Below are 20,795 nucleotides of genomic sequence, written 5' to 3'. Positions count from 1 at the left end.
GGGCGGCGCGCGCGGGATCGGGCGAAAGACCGCGAGGACAGGGGAAGCGGCGAGATGAAGCCCCATATATGAGCGGCAAGCGCGTCCAGAACATGGCGATAAGCCCCTCGCGCCAGCGGTCTCCGTCAGCTTTAACCCGAAATGACCGATTGGTGGCGCCGAAATAACAGGCGTCGTCACGCGCCCGCGCGGAGATTTGGTCTACGCGGGAACAGGACACCGGCGCCCGTTTGGCGCCGGCCGGCAAAAATCAGGCCTTGAGCTTCCAGCCGCCGTCGGCCTTGCAGGCAGTTCCCTTGCCGACCTTGGGCCGGCCGTTGAAATAAACGGTGTGGGTGAAGTCGCGGCAATCGCCATTGGCGGCGCCGGGGGCGACATAGCCATAGGTTCCGTCATCGCCGCGCCAGGTCTTGCGGTCGCCGGAATTGAGCGCCGCGATTTCCGCATTATTGGCGGCGGTCTTGTCGGCAGCGTCGAGGCTGGCGCCGAGCAAGCCGTCGGCGAGGCCCGCATAGGGCCCCGGCAGAGGCGCGGACGTCGCGGCGGCTGGCGGCGGCGCGCCGCCCAATTGAGTCGCGCAGCCTCCAAGCAAAAGCATCATCGCGCTGGCGGCGCCGGCGCGGGCCAGAATCTTCACGGGCAAACCTCCGAAATCAATGATCGTGAACTGCGCCGCATCTTAGCCGCCCCGGACGCGCGACGGAAGGCCAAAGGACCAACAGCAGTTTGAGCGCGGGTTTTCGACCCTGAGGAGACCTGCCGCCTCTCAGCGTCAGCGCCTCTTCACGAGGCTGAAGCCGCCATTCGGTTGGCGCGGCGTCCTTCGAACTTGGCGCCAAACGTCGAAGCTCAACGGCCGAAAAGTCGATCCTGATCTTTACCTGGCAGGCATGGCGCGATTCCCCCGCGCCGAGCAATCGGATCAGGACCAAGCCGGGAATCCCTTTCGAGTCATACAGGAAGGCCGCTGATGAAAACAAATTTACCCTTTATTTACCAATCTTAAGCAATTCTCGCGAGCGTGACAGGAATTTTAAAATTCCAACAAAGCACCTGCGATTCGGAGGGATTATGGCGACCGCGATTCGAGCCAAAATGGCGTCCGTTGAGCAGAACATCTCAGCGGAAGCTGCTTATAATCCGCGGCGTGAGACCCCAATTCCCGACGGGCTTCGCTTCTTGTTCAACTCGACGGAGCCGCGGAATGCGCCTGACATTGGCGCGTCCTTGGATTTGGTTGAACGCGCCGTTGAAGTGATGAATTTGGCCACGCGCCGGAACAAAGAAGTCCAGGCCAGCGCCCGCGAGACGATCGAGAATTACGGCAAAGAAATCGAAGCTATCAAGCGCGAGCTTGAGACTGTTCGACGGGAATCTGAGCAATATTTCATTGATCTTCAGTCGACACGCGAAAAAGCCAAAGTCAACGCGGAGGAGGCGCGAGCCCATATCGGCGCGCTTGAGGCGGAAAACGCGTCGCTGCGGCAAGAGCTGGAAAACACTGAGACGGCTTACCGAGAAGCCAACCGGAACCTGCAGCTTATGACCGAGCGCGTATCGAACCTGCTCGGCGCTGCGATGCGAATCATGGAGGAAAACGGCGAGAATGTCGGCTTCGATTCCTTGAAACAGAAGCCCCGCCTGCGGCCCGTCTGAGCGACGTTTACGAAGACGCGCCCGCCCTTTTCGCGCTGTTTCGTGAACGACCGCTCCAACGCGCAAACTGCCAATTCTGCGGACTCCCGCTTTCCTTCCTAAATCGAAATTCGAGCTGAAACATAGCCGGCCGAATCAATCCCGCGGCAAGGCGGGCAGAATCAGCACCGCGCGCAGGCCGCCGAGCGGCGAATCGCTCAACTCCAGACGGCCGCCATAGGCTGCCGCGAGGTCGGAGACGATCGCCAAGCCGAGGCCCGAGCCCGGCTTGCTCTCGTCGAGGCGCTGTCCCCGACGCAAAGCCTCCTCGCGGCGGTCCGCCGGAAGGCCCGGCCCGTCGTCGTCGATGGTGAGGCGGAAAAACGCGCGGTCGCCGCCGCCCGATGCGAGCGGCTCCGCCGCGACCCGCGCCGCGCCGCGGGCCCATTTGCAGGCGTTGTCGATGAGATTGCCGGCCATGTCGTCAAAATCCTGGCCTTCGCCGCGAAAGCGCAAGTTGGGAGGGCAATCCACCTTGAGCTCGATTCCGGGATAGATCTTGGCGAAGGCGCGCGCCATCCCCGCCAGGGCGGCGGCGGGATCGGCGGAAGCGCCGATCGCCCGGGCGCGGGTCGCGGCGCGAGCGCGGTCGAGATAGAATTTCACCTGGTCGCGCATCACCTCCGCCTGTTCCGAAACCTTGCGCGCCAGGGCTGAATCCTCGGCGTCGGCCTCGTTGACGATGACGCTCAAAGGCGTCTTCAGGGCGTGGGCGAGATTGCCGACCTGGATCCGGGCGCGCTCGACGATTTCGCGGTTGGCGGCGATCAGCAGGTTCAATTCCTCGGCGAGCGGCGCGACCTCCTGCGGAAACGCGCCCGAGACCGCCTCCGCCTGTCCGCGCCGCACCGCGACGACTCCGCGCCGCAACCGCCGCAGAGGACGCAGGCCGAAGCGCACCTGCAACGCCATGGCGGCGACGAGCAGCAGGGCGAGAATCAAAAAGGTGAAGCCGAGATCGACCGCGAATTCCCTGACCTGGCGGTCCACCGACTGGGTCGTCGCCGCGACCTGCACCAGGAAACGGCCCTGATCGCCGGCGTTGATCTCGCGCTCCAGCATGCGCAAAGGCTTGTCGCCGGGGCCGGTGACATTGCCCCGCCTCCGCCCGTCCTGATCGCGATCGGCGTCGCTCTCCTTCAGGCGCGGCAGCCGCGAGGCGAACAGGGAGCGCGAAGCGCGGATTTCCGGCGGACTGATGTCGATCCGCGTGATCTGCCAGTACCAGCCGGAAAAAGGCAGATCGAACTGAGGCTCGGCGAGCTGGCTGGCGTCGTTGGATTCGTCGCGCGACATGGCGATGTCCGCGACGAGGGCCCGCAGATAGACGCCGAGCTGGTCGTCGAGCGCGGCCTGCGCGTTGTCGCGGTAGAGCGCCGTCAGCACCAGCCCCGCGACCGTCAGCACGACCACGCAGGCCGCCGCCGAGGACAGGAACAGCCGCCGGGCGATCGAGGGCGGGCCGCGACGCCACATTCGGCTAACGGGCGGGATTGAGCGGTCCCCCCGCCGCGCCGGCGGAGGTTCCGTCGCGATCCGCCGGCTCCGGCTCCATCACATAGCCGAGCCCGCGCACCGTATGCAGGACGTCCACGCCGAGCTTCTTGCGCAGGCGGCCGATGAAGACCTCGATCGTGTTGGAATCGCGATCGAAGTCCTGATCGTAAAGATGTTCGACGATTTCGGTGCGCGACACCACCCGTCCGGAATGGTGCATGAGATAGGCGAGCAGACGGTATTCATGCGAGGTCAGCTTGACCGGCGCGCCGGCCACCAGAACCCGCCCGGAGCGCGTGTCGAGCGCGACCGGCCCGCAGGTCAGTTCGCTCGAAGCGTGGCCGGCGGCCCGGCGCAGCAAAGCGCGCAGGCGGGCGAGGATTTCCTCGACATGGAAGGGCTTGGCGACATAATCGTCGGCGCCGGCGTCGAAACCGCGCACCTTTTCGGTCCAGCCGTCGCGCGCGGTCAAGATCAGCACCGGCATGGTCCGGCCAGCCTTGCGCCAGGAGGTAAGCACGGCGATCCCGTCCATTTTGGGCAGGCCGATGTCGAGAATGACCGCGTCATAGGGCTCGGTGTCGCCGAGGAAATGGCCCTCCTCGCCATCGAACGCCGAATCGACGGCATAGCCCACCGCTTCGAGCGCCGCGACGAGCTGGCGGTTGAGGTCCTTATCGTCCTCGATCACGAGAAGGCGCAAGATCGTCTCCCATCAATGTGGCTTCCTGGCGCCGACCACCTGGCCGGTCACGGCGTTCATGAAGACGCGAATCAGGGCGCCATCGTGACGCAGCAGACTGATCACGTAGATATCCTCGTCGTTCCAGCGGCACAATTTCCCCGCGAGCGCCTCGGCCCTTGTCATGGCGCTGGCCTTGCGCATCATCTCGAAGGGCTCGCGCAGCTTCTTGCTGGCGACGCGCTCGCGCGTCTCCGCCGGCGAATAGCATTTTCTCGGGCCTGGCGGCGGGCCGGGAGGCGGGCGGCCCCGTTCGTCGTGCGGTGGCGGCGGGAGCGTCTCGACGTCATAGGGAAGCGCGCCGTCGTAGCGCGGGCCCGCGAAATTCGGTTCGCCGAAATGGGGAACCCCGAACAGCGGCGACCCCAACCGCCAGCCGCGAAAGCGAAAGCCGTCGGCGCGCGTGCCGCCCGCGCCCGCCACGGCGAGGCCCACAAGGCAGAGGAGCAACGCCAACGCGCGGATTTTGGCCATGCCAAAATTTGAACAAGACAATCTGAATAAGACGTGAACCGTCAAATCCTTGGCTCAACGCCGAACCTGGCGCCGGAAGGACCGAATCCAGCCGAGCTTTAGCCGCAATGGCTGCTTTGAATGCCCTGGACAAAGTGATGAGCGCGCCGGCGCGGGACGAGACCGGGATGAGAGCGAATCTGGAAGCGGAATTCGAAACATTGCCTTTGAGGGTGAAGATCGGCGGCGCCTTCGCGGTGGCGGCGCTGGCTTTGCTCGGGCTCGACACCGGACTGAACGCCAGCCGGCCCGCCCCCGCCGCGCCGCCTCCGGCGGCGGCCCCGGCGCCGGCCGGCCTGCGCAACCTCGCCTATTACCCCGAACAGCTCGCCGTGCTGGCGAGCCTGAGCGAATTCACGCCCGAGGCGGAGAGCGGCGTCGCGGCGCCCTCGCCCGCCGCCGTCAAACCGGCGCCCCGCGCCCCGCCGCCGAAGGCGCTTCGTCGCGTCGAGGCGACGACGGCGCTTCGTCGCCCCGAGGCGACGACGGCGGCAGCTGTCGTCCCACCGCCCGGTCCGGCAGCCGCATCGGCCATCGGCTCCATGAAATTTCTCGGCCTCGCCCTCCCCGGATCGGCTGCGATCGGCGCCCAGGCGGCGTCGCTGCGCGACGGCGCCGCCCATCTGAGCGAAGCGGCCCTGAATCTCGGCTCCCGGCTCGTCTTCTGGCGCTGACGCGCCGGAACGAGAGCGCGACGTCCTTTTCGCGGGTCCGCCCGCTTGCCAGCCACTCCAGCTTTATGCCACCAATGGGCCTAGGGCGGCGTGCAGAAATCGCACGCCGCCTTTTCGCAAGGCAATGAGGAATCGCCGAAAGTGAGCGCCGCATCTTGCCCGGCCAGCGGGAGGGGAGATTGAGCGGTTTGAGAGCCCTGCCGTTCGCGGCGATCGTAGCCGTGGCGCTTGGCCTCACGGCGACGACGGCCTCCCTCCAGGACGGACCCGGCTTCGGCGCCATCCAGATCGGAGCTTGGACGACCTGGCCGCAGATCGGCAATTCCGACATCGATCCCTACGCGCGGGCGAGTCTCGCGGTGGACGGCGCCTTGCCGCTCGGCTCCGGCGAGGGCCTGGCCTTCATCGCCAAGACGGACGATATGGGCGCGCCGCTCGACGCCCGCTGCGACTATCTCATATCCGGCTCGGCGCCGTCCGCCCGCTTCTGGACGTTGAGCGTCTATGACGTCGACGGCAAATTGCGGCCAAACGCCGCCCATCGCTATGGCCTGACCTCCACCGCCTTGCTGCGCGACGCCAATGGAGATTTCCGGATTGCGGCGGCGCGGGAGGCGCGGCCCGGCAACTGGCTGCCTCTGGACGAAAAGAGCCGCTTCATTCTGATTTTGCGCGCTTATCAGGCGGCGACCACCGCGGTCGGATATGCCTATGAAGGGATGGAGGTCCCGTCCATCGTCCGGAACGGCTGCTCATGAGCGAGCTTCTCTCCCGCCCCGCGAGCTTCTCGAAAGCGTCGCGCCTTGCCTGGATCGACCGCGCGATTGGCGTTGCGCCCTGGGCGCTCGGCGCGCTGTTCGGCGCTGTCGCCATCCACCTACTGACCATTCTTGCCTTGCCGACCCTCTGGCCGGGCGCGCCCTATCGCGTGCTCGCCTCCCGTCTCGCGCTCGGCCAAAAGGCAACGCTGCCCCGGCCCGCGGTCGGAGGCCAGGGCACGGCCTTTTCCGATCCCTTCGCGGCTTTGGCTGTCTGCCGGTTCGATTTGTCCCGCGGCCCCTTGCGGCTGCGGGCGCAGGCCGATGGCGACCGGCCCTTTTCGGTTTCGGTGCGGCTGACCGACGGCACGATCATCTATTCCGGCAACGATCGCCAGACGCCGGGCGGGACGTTCAACATCCTGATCGTCAGCCAGGCGCAGGCCGACGCCCTGGACCCGTCCCAGGATACGAACCAGGACGCCGACCAAGGATCAGGCCAAGCATCGGGCCAAGGATCCGGCCAAGGATCGGGCCAGGATGCGGCGCCGACTCCCGGCCCGGGCGATGAATTGCGGCTGGTGTCGCCGAGCCCGAGGGGCTTCGCGGTTTTTCGCGTCCTCAGCCTGCGCGAGGGCGACTATGACGCCGCCGCGGCCGCGCTGGCGAGCGCACAATGTTCCATGGAGAAGCCAACGCGCTGACCGGCGCGGCGGCAAAACTCAGGCGCGCTTCCCGCGGCGGGTCCGGCGCGCGCCGGCGTCGGATTTGCGGTTTTTCGGCCCGCCCTTCTCGCCGTCGTCGCGGACATAGCGGACGCCGAGAAAGAACAGGATCTGCGCCGGTCCCTGCGGCGGCGCGTCGACGGCGCGGGGCCGACTGGCGATACGGAACGGCACGATTTCGCCCATGGCGCTTGACCTCTTTAGGCCTCCGACCGAATCGCCTCGTCCCGGTGGCCGCGAAAATTGAACAGTCGCATCCGTTAAAAATTCACCGTTGAATTTCACCTGTTCGATTAATGGGATGTGATGGTTAATGAAGCGTCAATAAAGCTCGCCTAGGTTCGCGTCGTCCGAAAAATTTCGGGGCCCGTCATGCCGACCGACATATACGCCCGCCTGCGCGACCTCGCTGCTTCAGCCGAGGCCAATCCGGAAGAAATGCGCCCGGTGCTGCTGCGCGTCACAACCGACCTCTTCGCCCTGCGCCCGCTGCACACCAGCGAGGAAATCCGCCTTTACGAGGAGATGGCGGGCCAGTTGATCGACAACGCCGACGAGACCACCCTCACCAATGTCGCGCGTAAATTGGGACGCTGCCTCGACGCCCCGCCCGCCCTGATCCAGCGCATCCGCGCGCGCGGCGGCGAGCCGGCCCGGGAAATCCTGCTGAGGGGCGCGAAGATCGGGTGGCGCGACCTGCGCCAGATCGCTTCGAGCGGCGCCTGCGACCAGGCCTGCGCGGTGGCGGGACGCGGCGACCTCGACCGCGAGATCGTCCGAATCCTCGCCGCCCGGCCGGAGCGCGAAGTCTTGCGCGCCCTTGCCGCCAATCCCAAGGCGCCCTTGTGGCCCGAGGACATTCGCCTGCTCGCGGCGCGCGGGCGCGACGATTCCGCGCTGGCGCGCGCCCTGCTTGATCGCGGCGATCCGACCCTCGACTGCCTGCCGCTTTATCTTTGCGCCGATGCGCGGGAGCGGACGCGGCTGCTCGCCCTGGCGCTCGACGCCAATCTGATCCACGCGGGCCGACCCGAACCCAGCGCGGCCCTCGACGCGGAGACGGCCGGGCGAATCGAAGCGTCAGCGATAAGGCAGAAGCGGGCGAGCTTCGCGCTGGCCATGGCCGAACTGCTGAAATGCGACGCGATGACGGCGCGGCGCATCGTGGACGACGAAATCGGCGACGCATTGGCCATCGCCTTCGTCGCCATCGGCCTGCCGGCGGATGTCGCCGCGCGCATTCTCCTGGTCGCCTTTCCCAAAATCGCTCTGTCACCCGAATCCTTCGACCGCGAAATGCGCCTGATCAAAACCGTTCCGCGCCGCGTCGCCCTGCGGATGATCGAAGCCATGGCCGGCGCCCCGCGCAATTCCGCGCCCGGCGCCACACGCCCGCCCATTCCCCGGCCCGCGGCGGCAGCCGAAAGGCGCGACATCGGCGAAGCGACATCTGTGAGAGCGACGAACCAGAACCGCGCCTGAACACGCGCCACCCGAAAAACGGACCGAGGAAGACGCTCGACAATGGCGTCGTCCACCGGGCGAAGAAAGGCGGCGCGCCGAGCTATTTCACGCGCTTGCGCGAGCCGGCGCGCAGCCAACGCAAGTCCTGATCGACAGTTCGGCGATCAAAGCCCGTCGCTCGGCGGCGGGCGCAAGACGACGATCCATGCGTTGACGGACGCCCAATGCCGCCCGCTTCATGCTGACCAGCAGGCAAGCCGCCGATTGCACGGCGGCCGCGGCGTTGCCCGAACGGCTCCTCGAGCGCCCGCGGTCAGGCGCTGGTTACGAGTCCGGCCTCTATGGCTCGATGACTTTGGCGCGGAACAGGGCGCCCGCCGCGACCGCGCCCGCAATCGGCGCGACGATAAACAGCCAGAGCTGCGCCAGCGCCTTGCCGCCGACGAACAAAGCCGGGCCCAGCGAGCGCGCCGGATTGACCGACGTGCCGGTGACGCGGATCAGGTTGATGTGAATGACGAGCAAGGCCACGCCGATCGCCACGCCGGCGACCGGCGTAACGCCTTTCTCCGAAGTCGCGCCGAGGATCACGACCAGGAAAAAGAAAGTCCCGACGAATTCGGCGATAAAGGCCGAGGTCGTCGAATATTCGGACCAGCCGTTCTGACCGAGGCCGCTCTTGGCGAGGTCCCAGCCGCCCTGATGTCCCGACAGGATGAGGTAGAGCACGCCGGCGCCGATGATCGCGCCAATGCATTGGGAAATGATGTAGCCGACGAGGTCGGCGGTCGAAAGCCGGCCCGCGACCCAGACCCCGACCGAAACCGCCGGATTGACATGACAGCCGGACACCGGGCCGACCCCATAGGCCATCGCCGCCAAGGTGAGGCCGAAGGCCATGGAAATGGCGATGACCGCGAGCGGCGCGAAAGGCGTGGACGAGCCGAGCAGATCGCCCATTCCCGCGAAGGTGACCGAGCCGCAGCCAAAAAAGACCAGAGCCGCGGTCCCTATGACTTCCGCAATATATTTTTTCATATTGACCTCCCCCAAGCCAGAATGGCGACGCCAGCTTAGTCGCTGTCTTCTGTGCGCCAAGTGACTTTTCGCACGGGAGGTCCCGAGCCTCAGCTGCGCTTCAGCTTTCCATCTTCACATGCGAGTTTGATGACGGCCCGCCGCCAGCCGCCGCTCGACGCCGCGCGCATAGGCCGACATGGCGAGGCAGAAGCCCAGATAGAACAGGCCGGCGAAGGCATAGGCCGTGACGGCGATATTCGGCCCGGCCCAGCGCGGATCGACCCGCGCCACGTCCACCGTGTGCAGGAAGTCGAAGATGCCGACGATCGCCACCAGGGTCGTGTCCTTGAATAAAGCCACGAAATTATTGACGATCGCGGGGATCACCGCCGCCAGCGCCTGCGGCAGAATGACGAAGCGCAGGGTCGCGATCCGGCCGAGCCCCAGGGCCTGCGCCGCCTCCCCCTGACCGCGCGGCACGGCGTTGAGCCCCGCGCGCGCGACCTCCGCCATATAGGCGGAGGCGAATAAAGCGATGCCGATCAGGGGCCGCAGCAAACGGTCCGGCGCCCAGTCCGGCGGCAGGAACAACGGCAGCATGGCGTTGGCCATGAACAGCACCGCGATCAAAGGCGCGCCGCGCACGAATTCGATCAGCCCCACGCATAGAGCTCGCACCGCCGGCAGGTCGGAGCGCCGCCCCAGCGCGAGCAGCACCCCGCCCGGCAAGGCGACGACAATGCCCGTCAGCGCGACCAGCAGCGTCACCATAGCGCCGCCCCACAGATTGGTCCCAACCCGCGGCAGACCGAGCGCCGGCGCCCCGCTGAGCAGCGCGAAACCAACCGCGGGAAGAGCGACGAAAAAGCCGAGAGCGGCGACGCCCTTGCGCTTCGCTCGCGGCCACAGCAGCCAGACAATCAGCGCGGCGGCGAGGGCGAAGGCGAGATCGACGCGCCAGCGCTGGTCGGGCGGGTAGGAGCCGTAAATGAAGAATGGCGCCTTGGCGGCGATGAAGGCCCAGCACGCGCCCGCGCCCGGCGCCCGGCATGGGACGCCGTCGGACGCCCGCCACACGGCGTCGGCGACGAGGAAACGCCACAAAGGCCCCAGCCCCAGCGCCAGCAAGGCGGCGACAGCGAGCGTGATCAGGGCGGACGTCCAATCCGCGAACAGATTTTCCCGCACGACCGCCCGGAATGGCCGCACGATTTTCGGCGGCGGGCGTTGCGGCGCCGGCGCCGCGCGCAAAAAGTCCGTCATGTCCGCCCTCCCCAGCGCAGCCGGCGCTCGTAGAGCCGCACCAGAACAAGGGTCGCCAGCGACAGGCCGAGATAGAGCGCCATGACCAGCGCGATGACCTGCAAGGCTGCGCCGGTCTGGTTGAGGATCGTGCCCGAGACCTGCATCAGATCGGCGAAGCCGACGAAGGCGGCAAGCGAAGAATTCTTCGTCATCGCCAGATATTGGCTGATGAGCGGCGGCAGGATCACCCGCATCGCCTGGGGCCGGATCACCAGCCGCCGCGCCTGCGACGCGCTCAGGCCCAAAGCCGCCGCCGCCTCGCTCTGGCCTTGCGGCACGCTTTGCACCCCGGCCCGCACGATTTCGGCGATATAGGAGCCGGTATAGATCGACAGGCCAAGGATCAGGGCGCAGGCCTCGGGCGCGAGGCGCCAGCCGCCCGCGACATTGAAAGGGTTCACCGCCGAATCGAACACGGGCCAGTCCGCCACGGGCCAGCCATGGGCAAAAGAAAGGGCTGGCCCACTCAAGCCGCGGTTGTTGAGGTAAAAGCCGGCGAAATGATAGGAATCCGCCGGCCCCGGCAGCGGCGCCAGCACCGCGACATACCAGAACAGGATCTGCAGCAGCAGCGGCAGGTTGCGCACGATCGCGACATAGGCGCCCGCAAGCCGCGACAGCGCCAGATTTCGCGACAGCCGCGCAAAGCCCATGGCGAAGCCGATGAGCGTCGCGAAAAGACCGGACAGCGCCGAAACCATCAGGGTATTGAGCAGACCGACCAGCAGCGCCCGGCCATAGGACGACAAGGGCGAATAGGGAATGAGACTCTGGTTGATGCTGAAGCCGGCGACGTCGTCGAGAAAGGCGAAGGACGTCGGGATTCCCAGGGCCCGCAGGTTGTCGCGGGCGTTGAGATAAGCGAAGACGAACAGACCGCCGACCGCGAGCAGCAGCGGGGCCTGAATCGCCCAGCGTCGCGCGGCGCGCGCCGTCATCGCACCGGAGGGGCGTAATGGAGCCCGCCATCGCGCCACAGCGCGTTGAGCCCGCGTGGAATTTTGAGGGCTGAATCCTTGCCGAGATTGCGATCGAAAATTTCGCCGTAATTGCCGACCGCCTTGACGATCCGCGCCGCCCAGTCCGGCGTCAGGCCGAGCCCCGCGCCGAAATCGCCCTCGACGCCAAGCAGGCGGCGGATGGCGGGATTGCTCGACGTCTTCATCTCCTCGACACTCTTCGAGGTCACGCCCAGCTCCTCGGCGTCGAGCAGCGCGAATTCCGTCCATTTCACCAGATTGAACCAACGGTCGTCGCCCTGCCGCACCGCCGGGCTGAACGGCTCCTTGGAAATCGTTTCCTTCAGCACGACATGGTCTTCCGGATGGGTCAGTTTCAGGCGCTGGGCATAGAGCGCGGAGCCGTCGGTGGTAAAGGCGTCGCAACGGCCTGAATCATAGGCCTTGATCGCCTCGTCGGCGCTCGCGAACACCACCGATTCCGCCTTCATGCCATGCGAGCGGAAGAAATCCGCGAGATTGAGTTCTGTCGTGGTGCCCTGCTGGGCGCAGATCGAGGCGCCGTTGAGCCGCAAGGCGGAGGTGATCCCGAGGCTCTTGCGAACCATGAAACCCTGGCCGTCAAAATAATTGATTCCGGTGAACAGCAGCCCCTGCCCCACCTCGCGCGATTCCGTCCACGTGGTGTTGCGCGAGAGAATGTCCACCTCGCCCGATTGCAAAGCGGTGAAACGGTCTTTGGCGGAAAGCGGGATGAACGTCACTTTCGCTGGATCGTCAAATATGGCCGCCGCGACCGCGCGGCAATAATCGATGTCGAAGCCCCGCCACGCGCCGCGATCATCCGGCAAGCCGAAGCCGGCAAGCCCAATATTCACGCCGCAGACGACAAAACCGCGCCTGCGCGTCTCGTCGAGCGTATCGGCCCGAACCGCCCGCGCCGCGAAAAAAGCCAAAAAAAAGAAGGCAAAGCCGATCGCCGCGAAATTGAGTTTCGGTTTGACAGATTTGCGCATGTCCGTTTGTTCCATCCGGCCCAGCCTATGCGCTGCGTCGCCGCGTGCAAAGCGATTCCGGCCAAGACCAAAGCGGATCGCGCCGGCCTCGCCAGCGGTCAGCGGACTCTGACGCCCGTCTCGATGCGCGTCTCGCGAACGTCCTGCGGCCTGTTTTCAGCGCCTGCCCTTGGCGACGAATTTGATGCAAACATACATCGGCCGTAACAAGGCGGCGCGAAAGTCAATCCAGTTCGCCCCATTCATTGCCCAAAAACGAAAAATCCCGACAATCCAGCCGGGCTTTCCGCAACAACTTATTGTTTTCCTTGGTGAGCGCGCTGGGACTCGAACCCAGGACCCTCTGATTAAAAGTTATGAAAAACGCTGTTTCCCACGATTTCCCGCCATAACTCTCTGATACTGAAATTGTCATATAATGCCGTTATTTTCAGCAAGTTATGAATGTCGCACATTTCATTCGTAGCCCCCGTCGATCACGCGGCTTCCCGTTTTGGTGGTTGCTAGGTGGTTGCTATTTTTGCCGAGCCGTTCGATGATTGCACGTCGCCCATGAGCCGCTACGCCATGCCCCGCCTTACCAAAAAGCTTGTTGACGCCCTCCCCTCCGCGTCTGAAGCCAGCTATGCATGGGACGATCAGCTGAGCGGTTTCGGCGTCAAGATTCTGCCGACCGGAAAGAAAAAATATATCGTCAAATATCGCGTGGGCGGTGGTCGCACGGGGCGACCTCGGTGGTATGCGGTTGGCGCGCACGGACAGCTGACGTGCGAGCAAGCGCGCGAAATCGCCACCCAAGTGCTAGCCGCCGTGGCTCGCGGCGAAGATCCGCAAGGCCAAAAGGAATCACTCCGCACCGCTCCAACGGTCGCTGATCTTTGGAAAAGGTTTGAGGACGAACATCTCCCGCGGAAAAAGCCGAGATCGGCCGCTGGCTACCGCCAGATCGCCTCGGCGCATTTGTTGCCAGCCCTCGGGCGACTTAAAGTCGCCGGACAGGCACTCCCACTTCGCTAAGAGCCTGACCTGAAATTGGTTGACCGGCCTCGCGGCCCTTGATTCCCTTGGTTTGCAACAACTTTGGGAGATTCGCGATGCCGTGGAGCGAGGCCGATCGCGCGAAGTATGAAGTCATTCGGGCGCGCTATTCAAGCGATATGTCGGAGGCCGAACTGGCGCTGATTTCGCCGCTGTTGCCGCCGCCCAAACGGCGCGGACGCAAGCCGACAGATGCCCAGATCATTCTCAACGCCTTGTTTTATTTGATCCGCTGCGGCTGCCCATGGCGATATCTGCCGAAGGATTTTCCGCCGTTCACGACCGTGCAAAACCGCTTCTACGCGTGGCGCGACAGCGGCGTGTGGGCGCAAATCATCAGCGTTCTCGTGATGGACGCCCGCGAAGCGGAAAGCCGTGAGGCCGCGCCGACGGCTGTCGTCGTCGACAGCCAATCTGTCAAGACGACGGAAGCCGGCGGCCCCCGTGGTTTCGATGCGGGCAAGAAGGTCAAGGGGCGCAAGCGCCATCTCGCCGTCGACACGATCGGTCTGCCCATCGAATGCCAGATCACGACCGCCGACGTGCAGGACCGCGACGCTCTCGCGCCGTTGCTGAAGGCCGTGCATCGCAAGAGCCCGTGGGTGAAAATGTCCTTCGTCGACGGGGGTTATCAGGGTGATGAAGCCAAGCGCGCAGCCTTCGAGGCGAGCCGCATTTCCATCACCGTCGTCAAGCGAACCGATAAAGAGGTGAAAGGATTTACGGTGCTGCCGAAACGCTGGGTCGTCGAAAGGACGCTCGGTTGGATCAATCGCGCGCGCCGTCTGTCAAAAGACTTCGAGGCGACCATCGAATCCGCCCTCGCGTGGCTGCAATTGGCCCTGGCTTTCCTTCTCATGCGAAGGCTGGCGAGGGCAAAAGCCAGTCAGAATTGAAATTCGAGTCGGGTTCTTATCAGGCCAATCGAAGCATCGCGCTTCTGTCGAAAATGATGATCATGGCCGAGGTTTGGGGCTATAGGCCAGACGGCAGCAACCCCTGTCGCCACATCGTGAAATATCGCGAACAAGCGCGACAAAGATACCTCTCACCCGATGAGCTTGTCCGCGTCGGCCAAGCGCTAGCCGTTGCGCTCGACGCCGGCGAAATCAACGCCCACATGGACGCCGCAATACGACTACTTCTTCTGACCGGCGCTCGCGTTTCAGAAATACTGGGCGCGCGCTGGGAATGGGTTGACTGGAATCGGCGCGTGATCGCCCTGCCCGAGAGCAAGACAGGCGCAAAGCCGCTGTTTTTGAGCGATCAAGCAATCGAATTGCTGCGCGTCAGAAAGGCGGCGGCGGAAGGATCGGATAACCCCCATGTCATCGAGGGGAGGCTTGCAAAAAAGCCTCTCGTCAATCTTGCCAAGCCGTGGGCGCTCATACGCAAGCGCGCCGGCGTCGAAGACGTCCGGATTCACGACTTGCGCCATACAGCGGCGAGCATCGGCGTCGCGAGCGGACTCAATCTGCCCGTCATTGGCCGGCTTCTTGGCCATACGCAGGCGGCGACGACGCAACGCTATGCGCATGTCGACATTGATCCCGCCCTTGCCGCCATCAACACGATCGGCGCGGCGATCGCGGCGTCGCTCAGCGGAGAAAAAACAGAGCTGCGTGAGGACGGCGCGGACGCGGGAGAGAACGAGAGCGTTGAAAGCGGCTCATAGTGTAGATTGCGAAAATTACACTTGCTTGGCCCTGCGAGTTTTCCTTTGCCGCAGACCTATCAATAGCTTGCTATTTCCTGCCACAGAATCGCGGCTCGCAGCGTCCCTTTCCTGAGGATTACTTTTGACGGCGTTTGATTGGCAAAGGCGTGCCCCCTCTGTCATTGGCGATTGGGTGTGTTCAACACTTTGCGGCCCTACCTCATAAAGGTCCCGCCAGCAGCTGCCGCACACTCAGCGGACGTTCCGAAAACGAAATGAACTGGCGTTCGTGACCCATGGCGGTCTTTCGCACCTGGAAAAGCCATCGGCTCGAAGAGGCGAAAAGCGGCCCTTGGCCGAATGATGGTATTGGGGCCGATGATGGCGACGATGCAGTTGGTCGACAGCTCGTCGACGAGGGCGAGCGCCATCGTCTCGCGGACGGGCCAGATGTCGCCGTTGGCGACCTTGTCGAGGTCGAGCGTGGACAGCGAGACAGCAGGGCGCGCTGGGGTGACAAAGCGGGCATCCCGCCTCGATCCGCAATTCCGCCACGTTGCGGGCCTTCGCTGCGCCCGCTTGGCGCTGCGGCTCGGCCCGGGAGGAGAAGAATGCGCGTCGTCCTTGGCCTTTGGCTCGCGCTCCTCGGGGTCGGCGTCGCGTTCGCCAAGCCGCCGTTGACGATCGAAAAGGCGCTCGCCGACAGCTGGGGCCTCGCCGGCTAGGTCAGAGGCTACGACAATCGATCCTCGCTCGTGCTGTTCCGCCGCAAGGACAAGACCTGCCTCGTCCAATGCGCGGCGCTCCACGACTGACGCGCAGTCCTCGCGTCGCCGTCAATTGCTACGAACGGCGCTGAACGCTTTGGCGATCGCGCCAAGCGGCGCGAGCGCCGATGGCCCGTCGAAGCCGAGGCCGCCGAGAAGCTGTTGCAGGAGCGTCCTGCGCGCCGCGGTTGCGACTTCGAAGAGGCGCGCCTCGTCCTTCAAGCGGAAGATGAGATCGTCGCCGGTCGACAAGGCGTCCACGAGGCCGAGGCCCACGGCCTCGCTCGCCAGCCACACGTCGCCGGTGGCGACCTTGGCGAGGTCGGCGGCCGGGCGGCGATCGGCGACGAAGCTCTTGAAGGCGGCATGCGTGTCCTCGATCTTGCCGCGGAAATGCTCGCGGCCGGCCGGCGTGATCTCTCCGAGCACCGAGACGGACCGCTTGAATTCGCCCGCCGTCAGCTCCTCGAAGTCGATATCGTTCTTCTTGAGAAGGCGATGGAGGTTCGGCACCTGCGCCACGACGCCGATCGAGCCGATGAGCGCGAAAGGCGCGGCGACGATTTTGTCCCCCGCGCAGGCCATCATGTAGCCGCCGCTCGCCGCGACCTGATCGACGGAGACCGTGACCCTGATCTTGCGGTCACGAAGACGCGAGATTTCGGCGGCGGCGAGGCCGTAGCCGGTCACCGTGCCGCCGGAGCTTTGCAGGCGCAACACGACCTCGTCTGTCTCCGGCCGGGCGACGGTAAGCACAGCGTCGATCTCCCGGGCCAGGCGCTTGACGGCCGACGCCACCAAGTCGCCCTTGAAGCCGAGCACATAAACGCGCTTGCCGGCCGGAGCCGCCGCGCGCGCCTTGGCCTCGCGCTTGCGGGCCCTGGCGAGCGACCGTCGCTCCTTGCTGTCGAGGATTTCCGCGTCGAGTTCGTCGCGCATCCGGTCGTAGCGCTCGTTGAGCGAGCGGACCTCGATTTCGCGCCCGCGCCCTGCGTCGCGGCGCGTCAGGCGCGCGACGAGCAGCGCGAGGGCGCTGAGCGCCGCAACGATAAGAACGGCTTTCAGGGCGAAGGATGCTATTTCCAACCAGAAGGCCATGGGAAGAGGTCCTTACGCGCGATCGGCTCGCCGCGTCTTTCCACGGCCGCCGGCGGAATGCAACTTTGACGCCGAGCGCGCGCCTGTCGCCGCTCCGTCTTAACGGAGGTTCGCCAAACGCCATGCGCTCGGAAAAGGATCGCAGCGGCGGCGCCTTTTGACGCTTCACGCCGCCTTGGCCGGCCGCTCGATCGGAACGACCTCGACCTCGTTCAGCTTTCCGCCCTGAATGACCCGCAAGATCGTCGGCCGACCGATACGCTCGCGGCCCAGGAGCCGAATCAGATCGTCGGCCCCGTCGATGGCGAGGCCGTCAAGGCTCAGCACGATGTCGCCGACATGAAGACCGCCGCGCTCGGCCGGACCGCCTGGCTCGACTTCGCCGACCCGCGCCGCCCGCGGCGCCGCGCCCGTCGCCACGACGAGACGGCGCGGGAGGGGGATAGTTTGCGCGGCGATGCCGAGATGGGCGCGTCGCACCCGGCCATGGGCGATGAATTCGCTGATGACGAAAGTCGCGGTATTGCTGGACACGGCGAAACACAGATTTTGCGCTCCCGCGATCATGGCGGTGTTGATCCCCATCACCTCGCCGCTCGCCGAAACCAGCGGGCCGCCAGAATTGCCGGGATTGAGCGCCGCGTCGGTCTGGATCACGTCGTCGATCAGCCGGCCGCCGCGTGAGCGTAACGAGCGGCCGAGCGCCGAGACGACGCCCGCCGTCACCGTCGACTCGAAGCCAAGCGGATTGCCGATGGCGATCACCAATTGGCCGCGCTTCAGCGTCTTGGAATCGCCCAGGCGCGCGATCGAAGCGCCGCGCGGCAATTCGGCGCGCAGCAAGGCGAGATCGGAATCGGGATCGTCGCCCAACAGCAGCGCGTCGGTTTCGCCGCCTTCGGCAAAGGACAGGCGCAGTTTTCTGGCGCCGCCGACAACATGGCTGTTGGTGACGACAAGGCCGTCGGGCGAAATGACCACGCCCGAACCGACGCCGCCGCGCCGGCTCAGAGGCGCCACGCGAACCACCGCCGGCCCGACCGTCTCCGCGACGTCAACAACCGCCTTCGAATAAGCGTCGAGAACGTTTTCCATTTTGGCCTACAAATGAAGGACGCCGAGCCGCGCGGCATGCGCGACCGCATCCGCGCGCCCATTGGCGTCAAGTTTGTCGAGCAGACGTCCGACGTGGAACTTGGCGGTGTGGGCCGAAATGCCGAGCCGCCGGGCGATGGTCTTGTTCGACGAGCCTTCGGCGAGCAGGCGCAGCACTTCCAGCTCGCGTTGCGTCAAAAGCGCATCCCCTTCGGGCGCGCGTTCAGACGGCCTCGCCTCGATAATGATGAGATCGGCGGCTTCGCCCGCCGCCGCGACCCGCAGGCCGCCCGCCTCGCGCAATGACGCGGCGACGCGTTCGGCGAGGGCGGGGTCGCCGATCTCAAGCGAGATGGTCAGGGGGCCATAGTCCTTCAATGCCGCGGCCTTTCGCTAATGGTCAGCGCCAGATCGAGTGGTTCGCCGCCGCGGCGCAAGCCGAGCGTCACGTTCTGGCCGACGCTGTCGGGCCCGAGCGTTCGCAGCAGCGAATAGACCCCATGCAAAGGCGCGCCGTTCCAGGCGACGATGACATCGCCCTGGCGCGCGCCGGCCTTTTCTCCGGGTCCGTCCTTGACGATCCCGGTAATGATCGCGCCGACGCCGTCCATGCCGTCGAGACGCACGGGCTGCAAGCCGAGGCCGAGAAATCCGCGCGGGACGCGCCCCTCGCTCACCAAAACGCTCGCCACCCTTGCGATCGTCGCCGCGGGAATGACCAGGACACGGCGTCGTGGCCCGAAAGTCGCCATGCCGATGGCGCGACCGGAGGCGTCGAGCGCGACGCCGCCTTGCGCGGCGCGGCGCAGACGCAGATCCAGCTCGATGCGCGAGTCGATTTTGCCGCCGCGCACCGACAGCCAGGACGGTCCCACGGCGGCCACGGATCCGACCGCTGCGAGCGCGCCCTCGGCGGCCGCGCCGACGACGAGCGCCAGGGCGCCGGCGCGGATCGGGGTCTCGCTGAATACGACCGGCGGAATTTTCGCCCCCTCGACACGTAGCAGCGCGATGTCGGTGGTCGAATCGCGGCCGAGCACTGTGGCCGGCCGGACTTCTCCGCCGGGGAGGACAACAGAAACGTCGCCCTCTTCCGCCAGGGCTTCGTCGGAAGTCACGATCGTGTCGGGCCGCCAGAAAAAGCCAGTCGATTGTGCGCGTTCGGAGGACAGGCGGACGACGCTCTCGGAGGCGGCGGCGACGAGGTCGGCGAGCGAATTCGAGAAGGCTTCGAGAGACACTTCGAGAGACACTTGGGGCATGGAAAAACTCCTTTCCCCAAATCTGTGTCTTCCCAAGGCGCGCCGCCACTGCCCGGATGGGCAGCGGCCACTTCAGGCGGCAAACTTGGCGCCGCGCCGCGACCAATTTCGCGGTGAACATCTGCGCCAGATCACCGCAATGGTTGCGAGTCTCGCTCCGCAGCGCGACCATGCCATGAACCGGCTTTGAACGCGACGGCTTCACACCTGGGATCTCGCTTTCCACCGTCAGAGCTTCGCCGAGCCGGCTCGATCGCTGCCAGCCAATTTCGCCGCTCGTGCGGATGATCCCGCTGGCGATCGCCGCGCCCCCGCCGACGAGTAGCTTCATGGTGATCGCCGCGACGCGCCAGCCGCTCGTCGCGAGGCCCCATTCGGCGCCGCGTTTTTTTTTCGCGCGTGGCCTGTAAGGATGCGTAAAGCGCATATAGTCTCAAAAAGCCGTCAGCGAGCCCTTCAAGCGCATTTGACCATTTTTAGCGCGTCCGCAGGAAGACGCAAATCGGCTCGAACGCCCCTTTCAAGCTTGTCTCGCAATGGCCGGTGCAACGCCGTCAGCGGACTTTCCCAGCTTCGGTCTGAACTGCGCCGGGTTTGCCGGAGGCTCCAACTTCCAAATAGATCCTATGGGGCGTGGATAGCAGCCCGCGCTCAGAACCCGACTCGAATTTCAATTCTGACTGGCTTTTGCCCTCGCCAGCCTTCGCATGAGAAGGAAAGCCAGGGCCAATTGCAGCCACGCGAGGGCGGATTCGATGGTCGCCTCGAAGTCTTTTGACAGACGGCGCGCGCGATTGATCCAACCGAGCGTCCTTTCGACGACCCAGCGTTTCGGCAGCACCGTAAATCCTTTCACCTCTTTATCGGTTCGCTTGACGACGGTGATGGAAATGCGGCTCGCCTCGAAGGCTGCGCGCTTGGCTTCATCACCCTGATAACCCCCGTCGACGAAGGACATTTTCACCCACGGGCTCTTGCGATGCACGGCCTTCAGCAACGGCGCGAGAGCGTCGCGGTCCTGCACGTCGGCGGTCGTGATCTGGCATTCGATGGGCAGACCGATCGTGTCGACGGCGAGATGGCGCTTGCGCCCCTTGACCTTCTTGCCCGCATCGAAACCACGGGGGCCGCCGGCTTCCGTCGTCTTGACAGATTGGCTGTCGACGACGACAGCCGTCGGCGCGGCCTCACGGCTTTCCGCTTCGCGGGCGTCCATCACGAGAACGCTGATGATTTGCGCCCACACGCCGCTGTCGCGCCACGCGTAGAAGCGGTTTTGCACGGTCGTGAACGGCGGAAAATCCTTCGGCAGATATCGCCATGGGCAGCCGCAGCGGATCAAATAAAACAAGGCGTTGAGAATGATCTGGGCATCTGTCGGCTTGCGTCCGCGCCGTTTGGGCGGCGGCAACAGCGGCGAAATCAGCGCCAGTTCGGCCTCCGACATATCGCTTGAATAGCGCGCCCGAATGACTTCATACTTCGCGCGATCGGCCTCGCTCCACGGCAT

Annotated in this window: 22 protein-coding genes and 1 pseudogene; 9 read left to right on the top strand and 14 right to left on the bottom strand. The window is 65.3% G+C overall.

The genetic code is table 11. From position 1 onward, the window contains the following. Positions 1-250 precede the first annotated feature (250 nt). On the bottom strand, positions 251-637 hold the full coding sequence (locus K2U94_RS08545) for a hypothetical protein (RefSeq protein WP_243066807.1): 387 nt from the start codon (positions 635-637) through the stop codon (positions 251-253). A gap of 434 nt (positions 638-1,071) precedes the next feature. Between K2U94_RS08545 and K2U94_RS08540 the strand changes: the two genes are divergently transcribed. Beyond that, positions 1,072-1,656, top strand: coding sequence for a hypothetical protein (locus K2U94_RS08540; protein ID WP_243066806.1), 585 nt, complete (start codon positions 1,072-1,074; stop codon positions 1,654-1,656). A gap of 135 nt (positions 1,657-1,791) precedes the next feature. On the opposite strand, the gene K2U94_RS08535 is transcribed toward K2U94_RS08540, so the two are convergent. From K2U94_RS08535 to K2U94_RS08525, 3 genes are read right to left on the bottom strand one after another with little or no spacing between them, the layout of a single operon-like run. After that, positions 1,792-3,171, bottom strand: a complete 1,380-nt coding sequence (locus K2U94_RS08535; RefSeq protein WP_243066805.1) for a sensor histidine kinase — start codon at positions 3,169-3,171, stop codon at positions 1,792-1,794. A 4-nt stretch (positions 3,172-3,175) separates the two neighbouring features. Then, a complete protein-coding gene (locus K2U94_RS08530) occupies positions 3,176-3,895 on the bottom strand; it encodes a response regulator transcription factor (RefSeq protein WP_243066804.1) in 720 nt (239 codons plus the stop codon). A 12-nt stretch (positions 3,896-3,907) separates the two neighbouring features. Further along, a complete protein-coding gene (locus K2U94_RS08525; protein WP_243066803.1) occupies positions 3,908-4,408 on the bottom strand; it encodes a PepSY domain-containing protein in 501 nt (166 codons plus the stop codon). A 167-nt stretch (positions 4,409-4,575) separates the two neighbouring features. Between K2U94_RS08525 and K2U94_RS08520 the strand changes: the two genes are divergently transcribed. The 3 genes from K2U94_RS08520 (at position 4,576) to K2U94_RS08510 (ending at position 6,583) form a co-directional block, all read left to right on the top strand. Continuing rightward, complete coding sequence (locus K2U94_RS08520) at positions 4,576-5,121, top strand: hypothetical protein (protein WP_243066802.1); 546 nt, start codon at positions 4,576-4,578, stop codon at positions 5,119-5,121. A gap of 179 nt (positions 5,122-5,300) precedes the next feature. Next, complete coding sequence (locus tag K2U94_RS08515) at positions 5,301-5,879, top strand: DUF1214 domain-containing protein (protein WP_243066801.1); 579 nt, start codon at positions 5,301-5,303, stop codon at positions 5,877-5,879. Further along, a complete protein-coding gene (locus K2U94_RS08510) occupies positions 5,876-6,583 on the top strand; it encodes a hypothetical protein (RefSeq protein WP_243066800.1) in 708 nt (235 codons plus the stop codon). Before K2U94_RS08515 ends, K2U94_RS08510 begins: the two co-directional genes overlap by 4 nt. Before the next feature lie 18 nt (positions 6,584-6,601). On the opposite strand, the gene K2U94_RS08505 is transcribed toward K2U94_RS08510, so the two are convergent. Beyond that, on the bottom strand, positions 6,602-6,790 hold the full coding sequence (locus K2U94_RS08505; protein ID WP_243066799.1) for a hypothetical protein: 189 nt from the start codon (positions 6,788-6,790) through the stop codon (positions 6,602-6,604). 186 nt (positions 6,791-6,976) lie between these two features. On the opposite strand from K2U94_RS08505, the gene K2U94_RS08500 reads away from it, so the two are divergent. Together K2U94_RS08500 and K2U94_RS08495 are read left to right on the top strand one after the other, a co-directional pair. Continuing rightward, complete coding sequence (locus tag K2U94_RS08500; RefSeq protein WP_243066798.1) at positions 6,977-8,086, top strand: DUF2336 domain-containing protein; 1,110 nt, start codon at positions 6,977-6,979, stop codon at positions 8,084-8,086. Positions 8,087-8,106: 20 nt separating this feature from the next. After that, positions 8,107-8,360 (top strand): annotated as a pseudogene (locus tag K2U94_RS08495) (IS5/IS1182 family transposase); the annotation flags it as partial. 47 nt (positions 8,361-8,407) lie between these two features. Here K2U94_RS08495 and K2U94_RS08490 read toward each other — a convergent pair. From K2U94_RS08490 to K2U94_RS08475, 4 genes are all read right to left on the bottom strand, one after another. Further along, the gene (locus K2U94_RS08490; protein ID WP_243066797.1) at positions 8,408-9,106 is read right to left on the bottom strand and encodes an MIP family channel protein; all 699 of its coding nucleotides are present in this window, start codon (positions 9,104-9,106) and stop codon (positions 8,408-8,410) included. Between the two features lie 114 nt (positions 9,107-9,220). Next, positions 9,221-10,351 carry an amino acid ABC transporter permease gene (locus K2U94_RS08485; RefSeq protein WP_243066796.1) on the bottom strand — a complete coding sequence of 377 codons (1,131 nt, stop codon included), beginning with the start codon at positions 10,349-10,351 and terminating at the stop codon, positions 9,221-9,223. Continuing rightward, on the bottom strand, positions 10,348-11,331 hold the full coding sequence (locus K2U94_RS08480) for an amino acid ABC transporter permease (protein WP_243066795.1): 984 nt from the start codon (positions 11,329-11,331) through the stop codon (positions 10,348-10,350). Before K2U94_RS08480 ends, K2U94_RS08485 begins: the two co-directional genes overlap by 4 nt. Next, positions 11,328-12,368, bottom strand: a complete 1,041-nt coding sequence (locus K2U94_RS08475; protein WP_243066794.1) for an amino acid ABC transporter substrate-binding protein — start codon at positions 12,366-12,368, stop codon at positions 11,328-11,330. The genes K2U94_RS08480 and K2U94_RS08475 overlap by 4 nt, the downstream gene beginning before the upstream one ends. A gap of 507 nt (positions 12,369-12,875) precedes the next feature. On the opposite strand from K2U94_RS08475, the gene K2U94_RS08470 reads away from it, so the two are divergent. The 3 genes from K2U94_RS08470 (at position 12,876) to K2U94_RS08460 (ending at position 15,081) form a co-directional block, all read left to right on the top strand. Next, positions 12,876-13,385 (top strand): integrase arm-type DNA-binding domain-containing protein, encoded by a 510-nt coding sequence (locus K2U94_RS08470; RefSeq protein WP_243066793.1) that lies wholly within the window; start codon positions 12,876-12,878, stop codon positions 13,383-13,385. 77 nt (positions 13,386-13,462) lie between these two features. Beyond that, positions 13,463-14,302, top strand: a complete 840-nt coding sequence (locus K2U94_RS08465; protein ID WP_243065792.1) for an IS5 family transposase — start codon at positions 13,463-13,465, stop codon at positions 14,300-14,302. Between the two features lie 56 nt (positions 14,303-14,358). Further along, positions 14,359-15,081: a site-specific integrase gene (locus tag K2U94_RS08460; protein ID WP_243066792.1), complete on the top strand. Its 723-nt coding sequence runs from the start codon at positions 14,359-14,361 to the stop codon at positions 15,079-15,081. An 818-nt stretch (positions 15,082-15,899) separates the two neighbouring features. On the opposite strand, the gene sohB is transcribed toward K2U94_RS08460, so the two are convergent. The 5 genes from sohB to K2U94_RS08435 all read right to left on the bottom strand — a co-directional run bounded on the left by sohB (position 15,900) and on the right by K2U94_RS08435 (position 20,795). Beyond that, the gene (gene sohB / locus K2U94_RS08455) at positions 15,900-16,928 is read right to left on the bottom strand and encodes a protease SohB (protein ID WP_243066791.1); all 1,029 of its coding nucleotides are present in this window, start codon (positions 16,926-16,928) and stop codon (positions 15,900-15,902) included. Between the two features lie 165 nt (positions 16,929-17,093). After that, positions 17,094-18,023, bottom strand: coding sequence for a S1C family serine protease (locus K2U94_RS08450; RefSeq protein ID WP_243066790.1), 930 nt, complete (start codon positions 18,021-18,023; stop codon positions 17,094-17,096). Positions 18,024-18,029: 6 nt separating this feature from the next. Then, the gene (locus K2U94_RS08445) at positions 18,030-18,401 is read right to left on the bottom strand and encodes a response regulator transcription factor (RefSeq protein WP_243066789.1); all 372 of its coding nucleotides are present in this window, start codon (positions 18,399-18,401) and stop codon (positions 18,030-18,032) included. Further along, a complete protein-coding gene (locus K2U94_RS08440; RefSeq protein ID WP_243066788.1) occupies positions 18,398-19,285 on the bottom strand; it encodes a S1C family serine protease in 888 nt (295 codons plus the stop codon). The genes K2U94_RS08445 and K2U94_RS08440 overlap by 4 nt, the downstream gene beginning before the upstream one ends. Positions 19,286-19,955: 670 nt before the next feature. After that, positions 19,956-20,795: an IS5 family transposase gene (locus tag K2U94_RS08435; protein ID WP_243065792.1), complete on the bottom strand. Its 840-nt coding sequence runs from the start codon at positions 20,793-20,795 to the stop codon at positions 19,956-19,958.

It is taken from the genome of Candidatus Rhodoblastus alkanivorans (assembly GCF_022760755.1).
In the GTDB taxonomy this organism is placed as follows: domain Bacteria; phylum Pseudomonadota; class Alphaproteobacteria; order Rhizobiales; family Beijerinckiaceae; genus Rhodoblastus; species Rhodoblastus alkanivorans.
The sequence above is the reverse complement of the archived record's forward strand: the minus strand, read 5'-3'. Positions and strand labels throughout refer to the sequence as shown.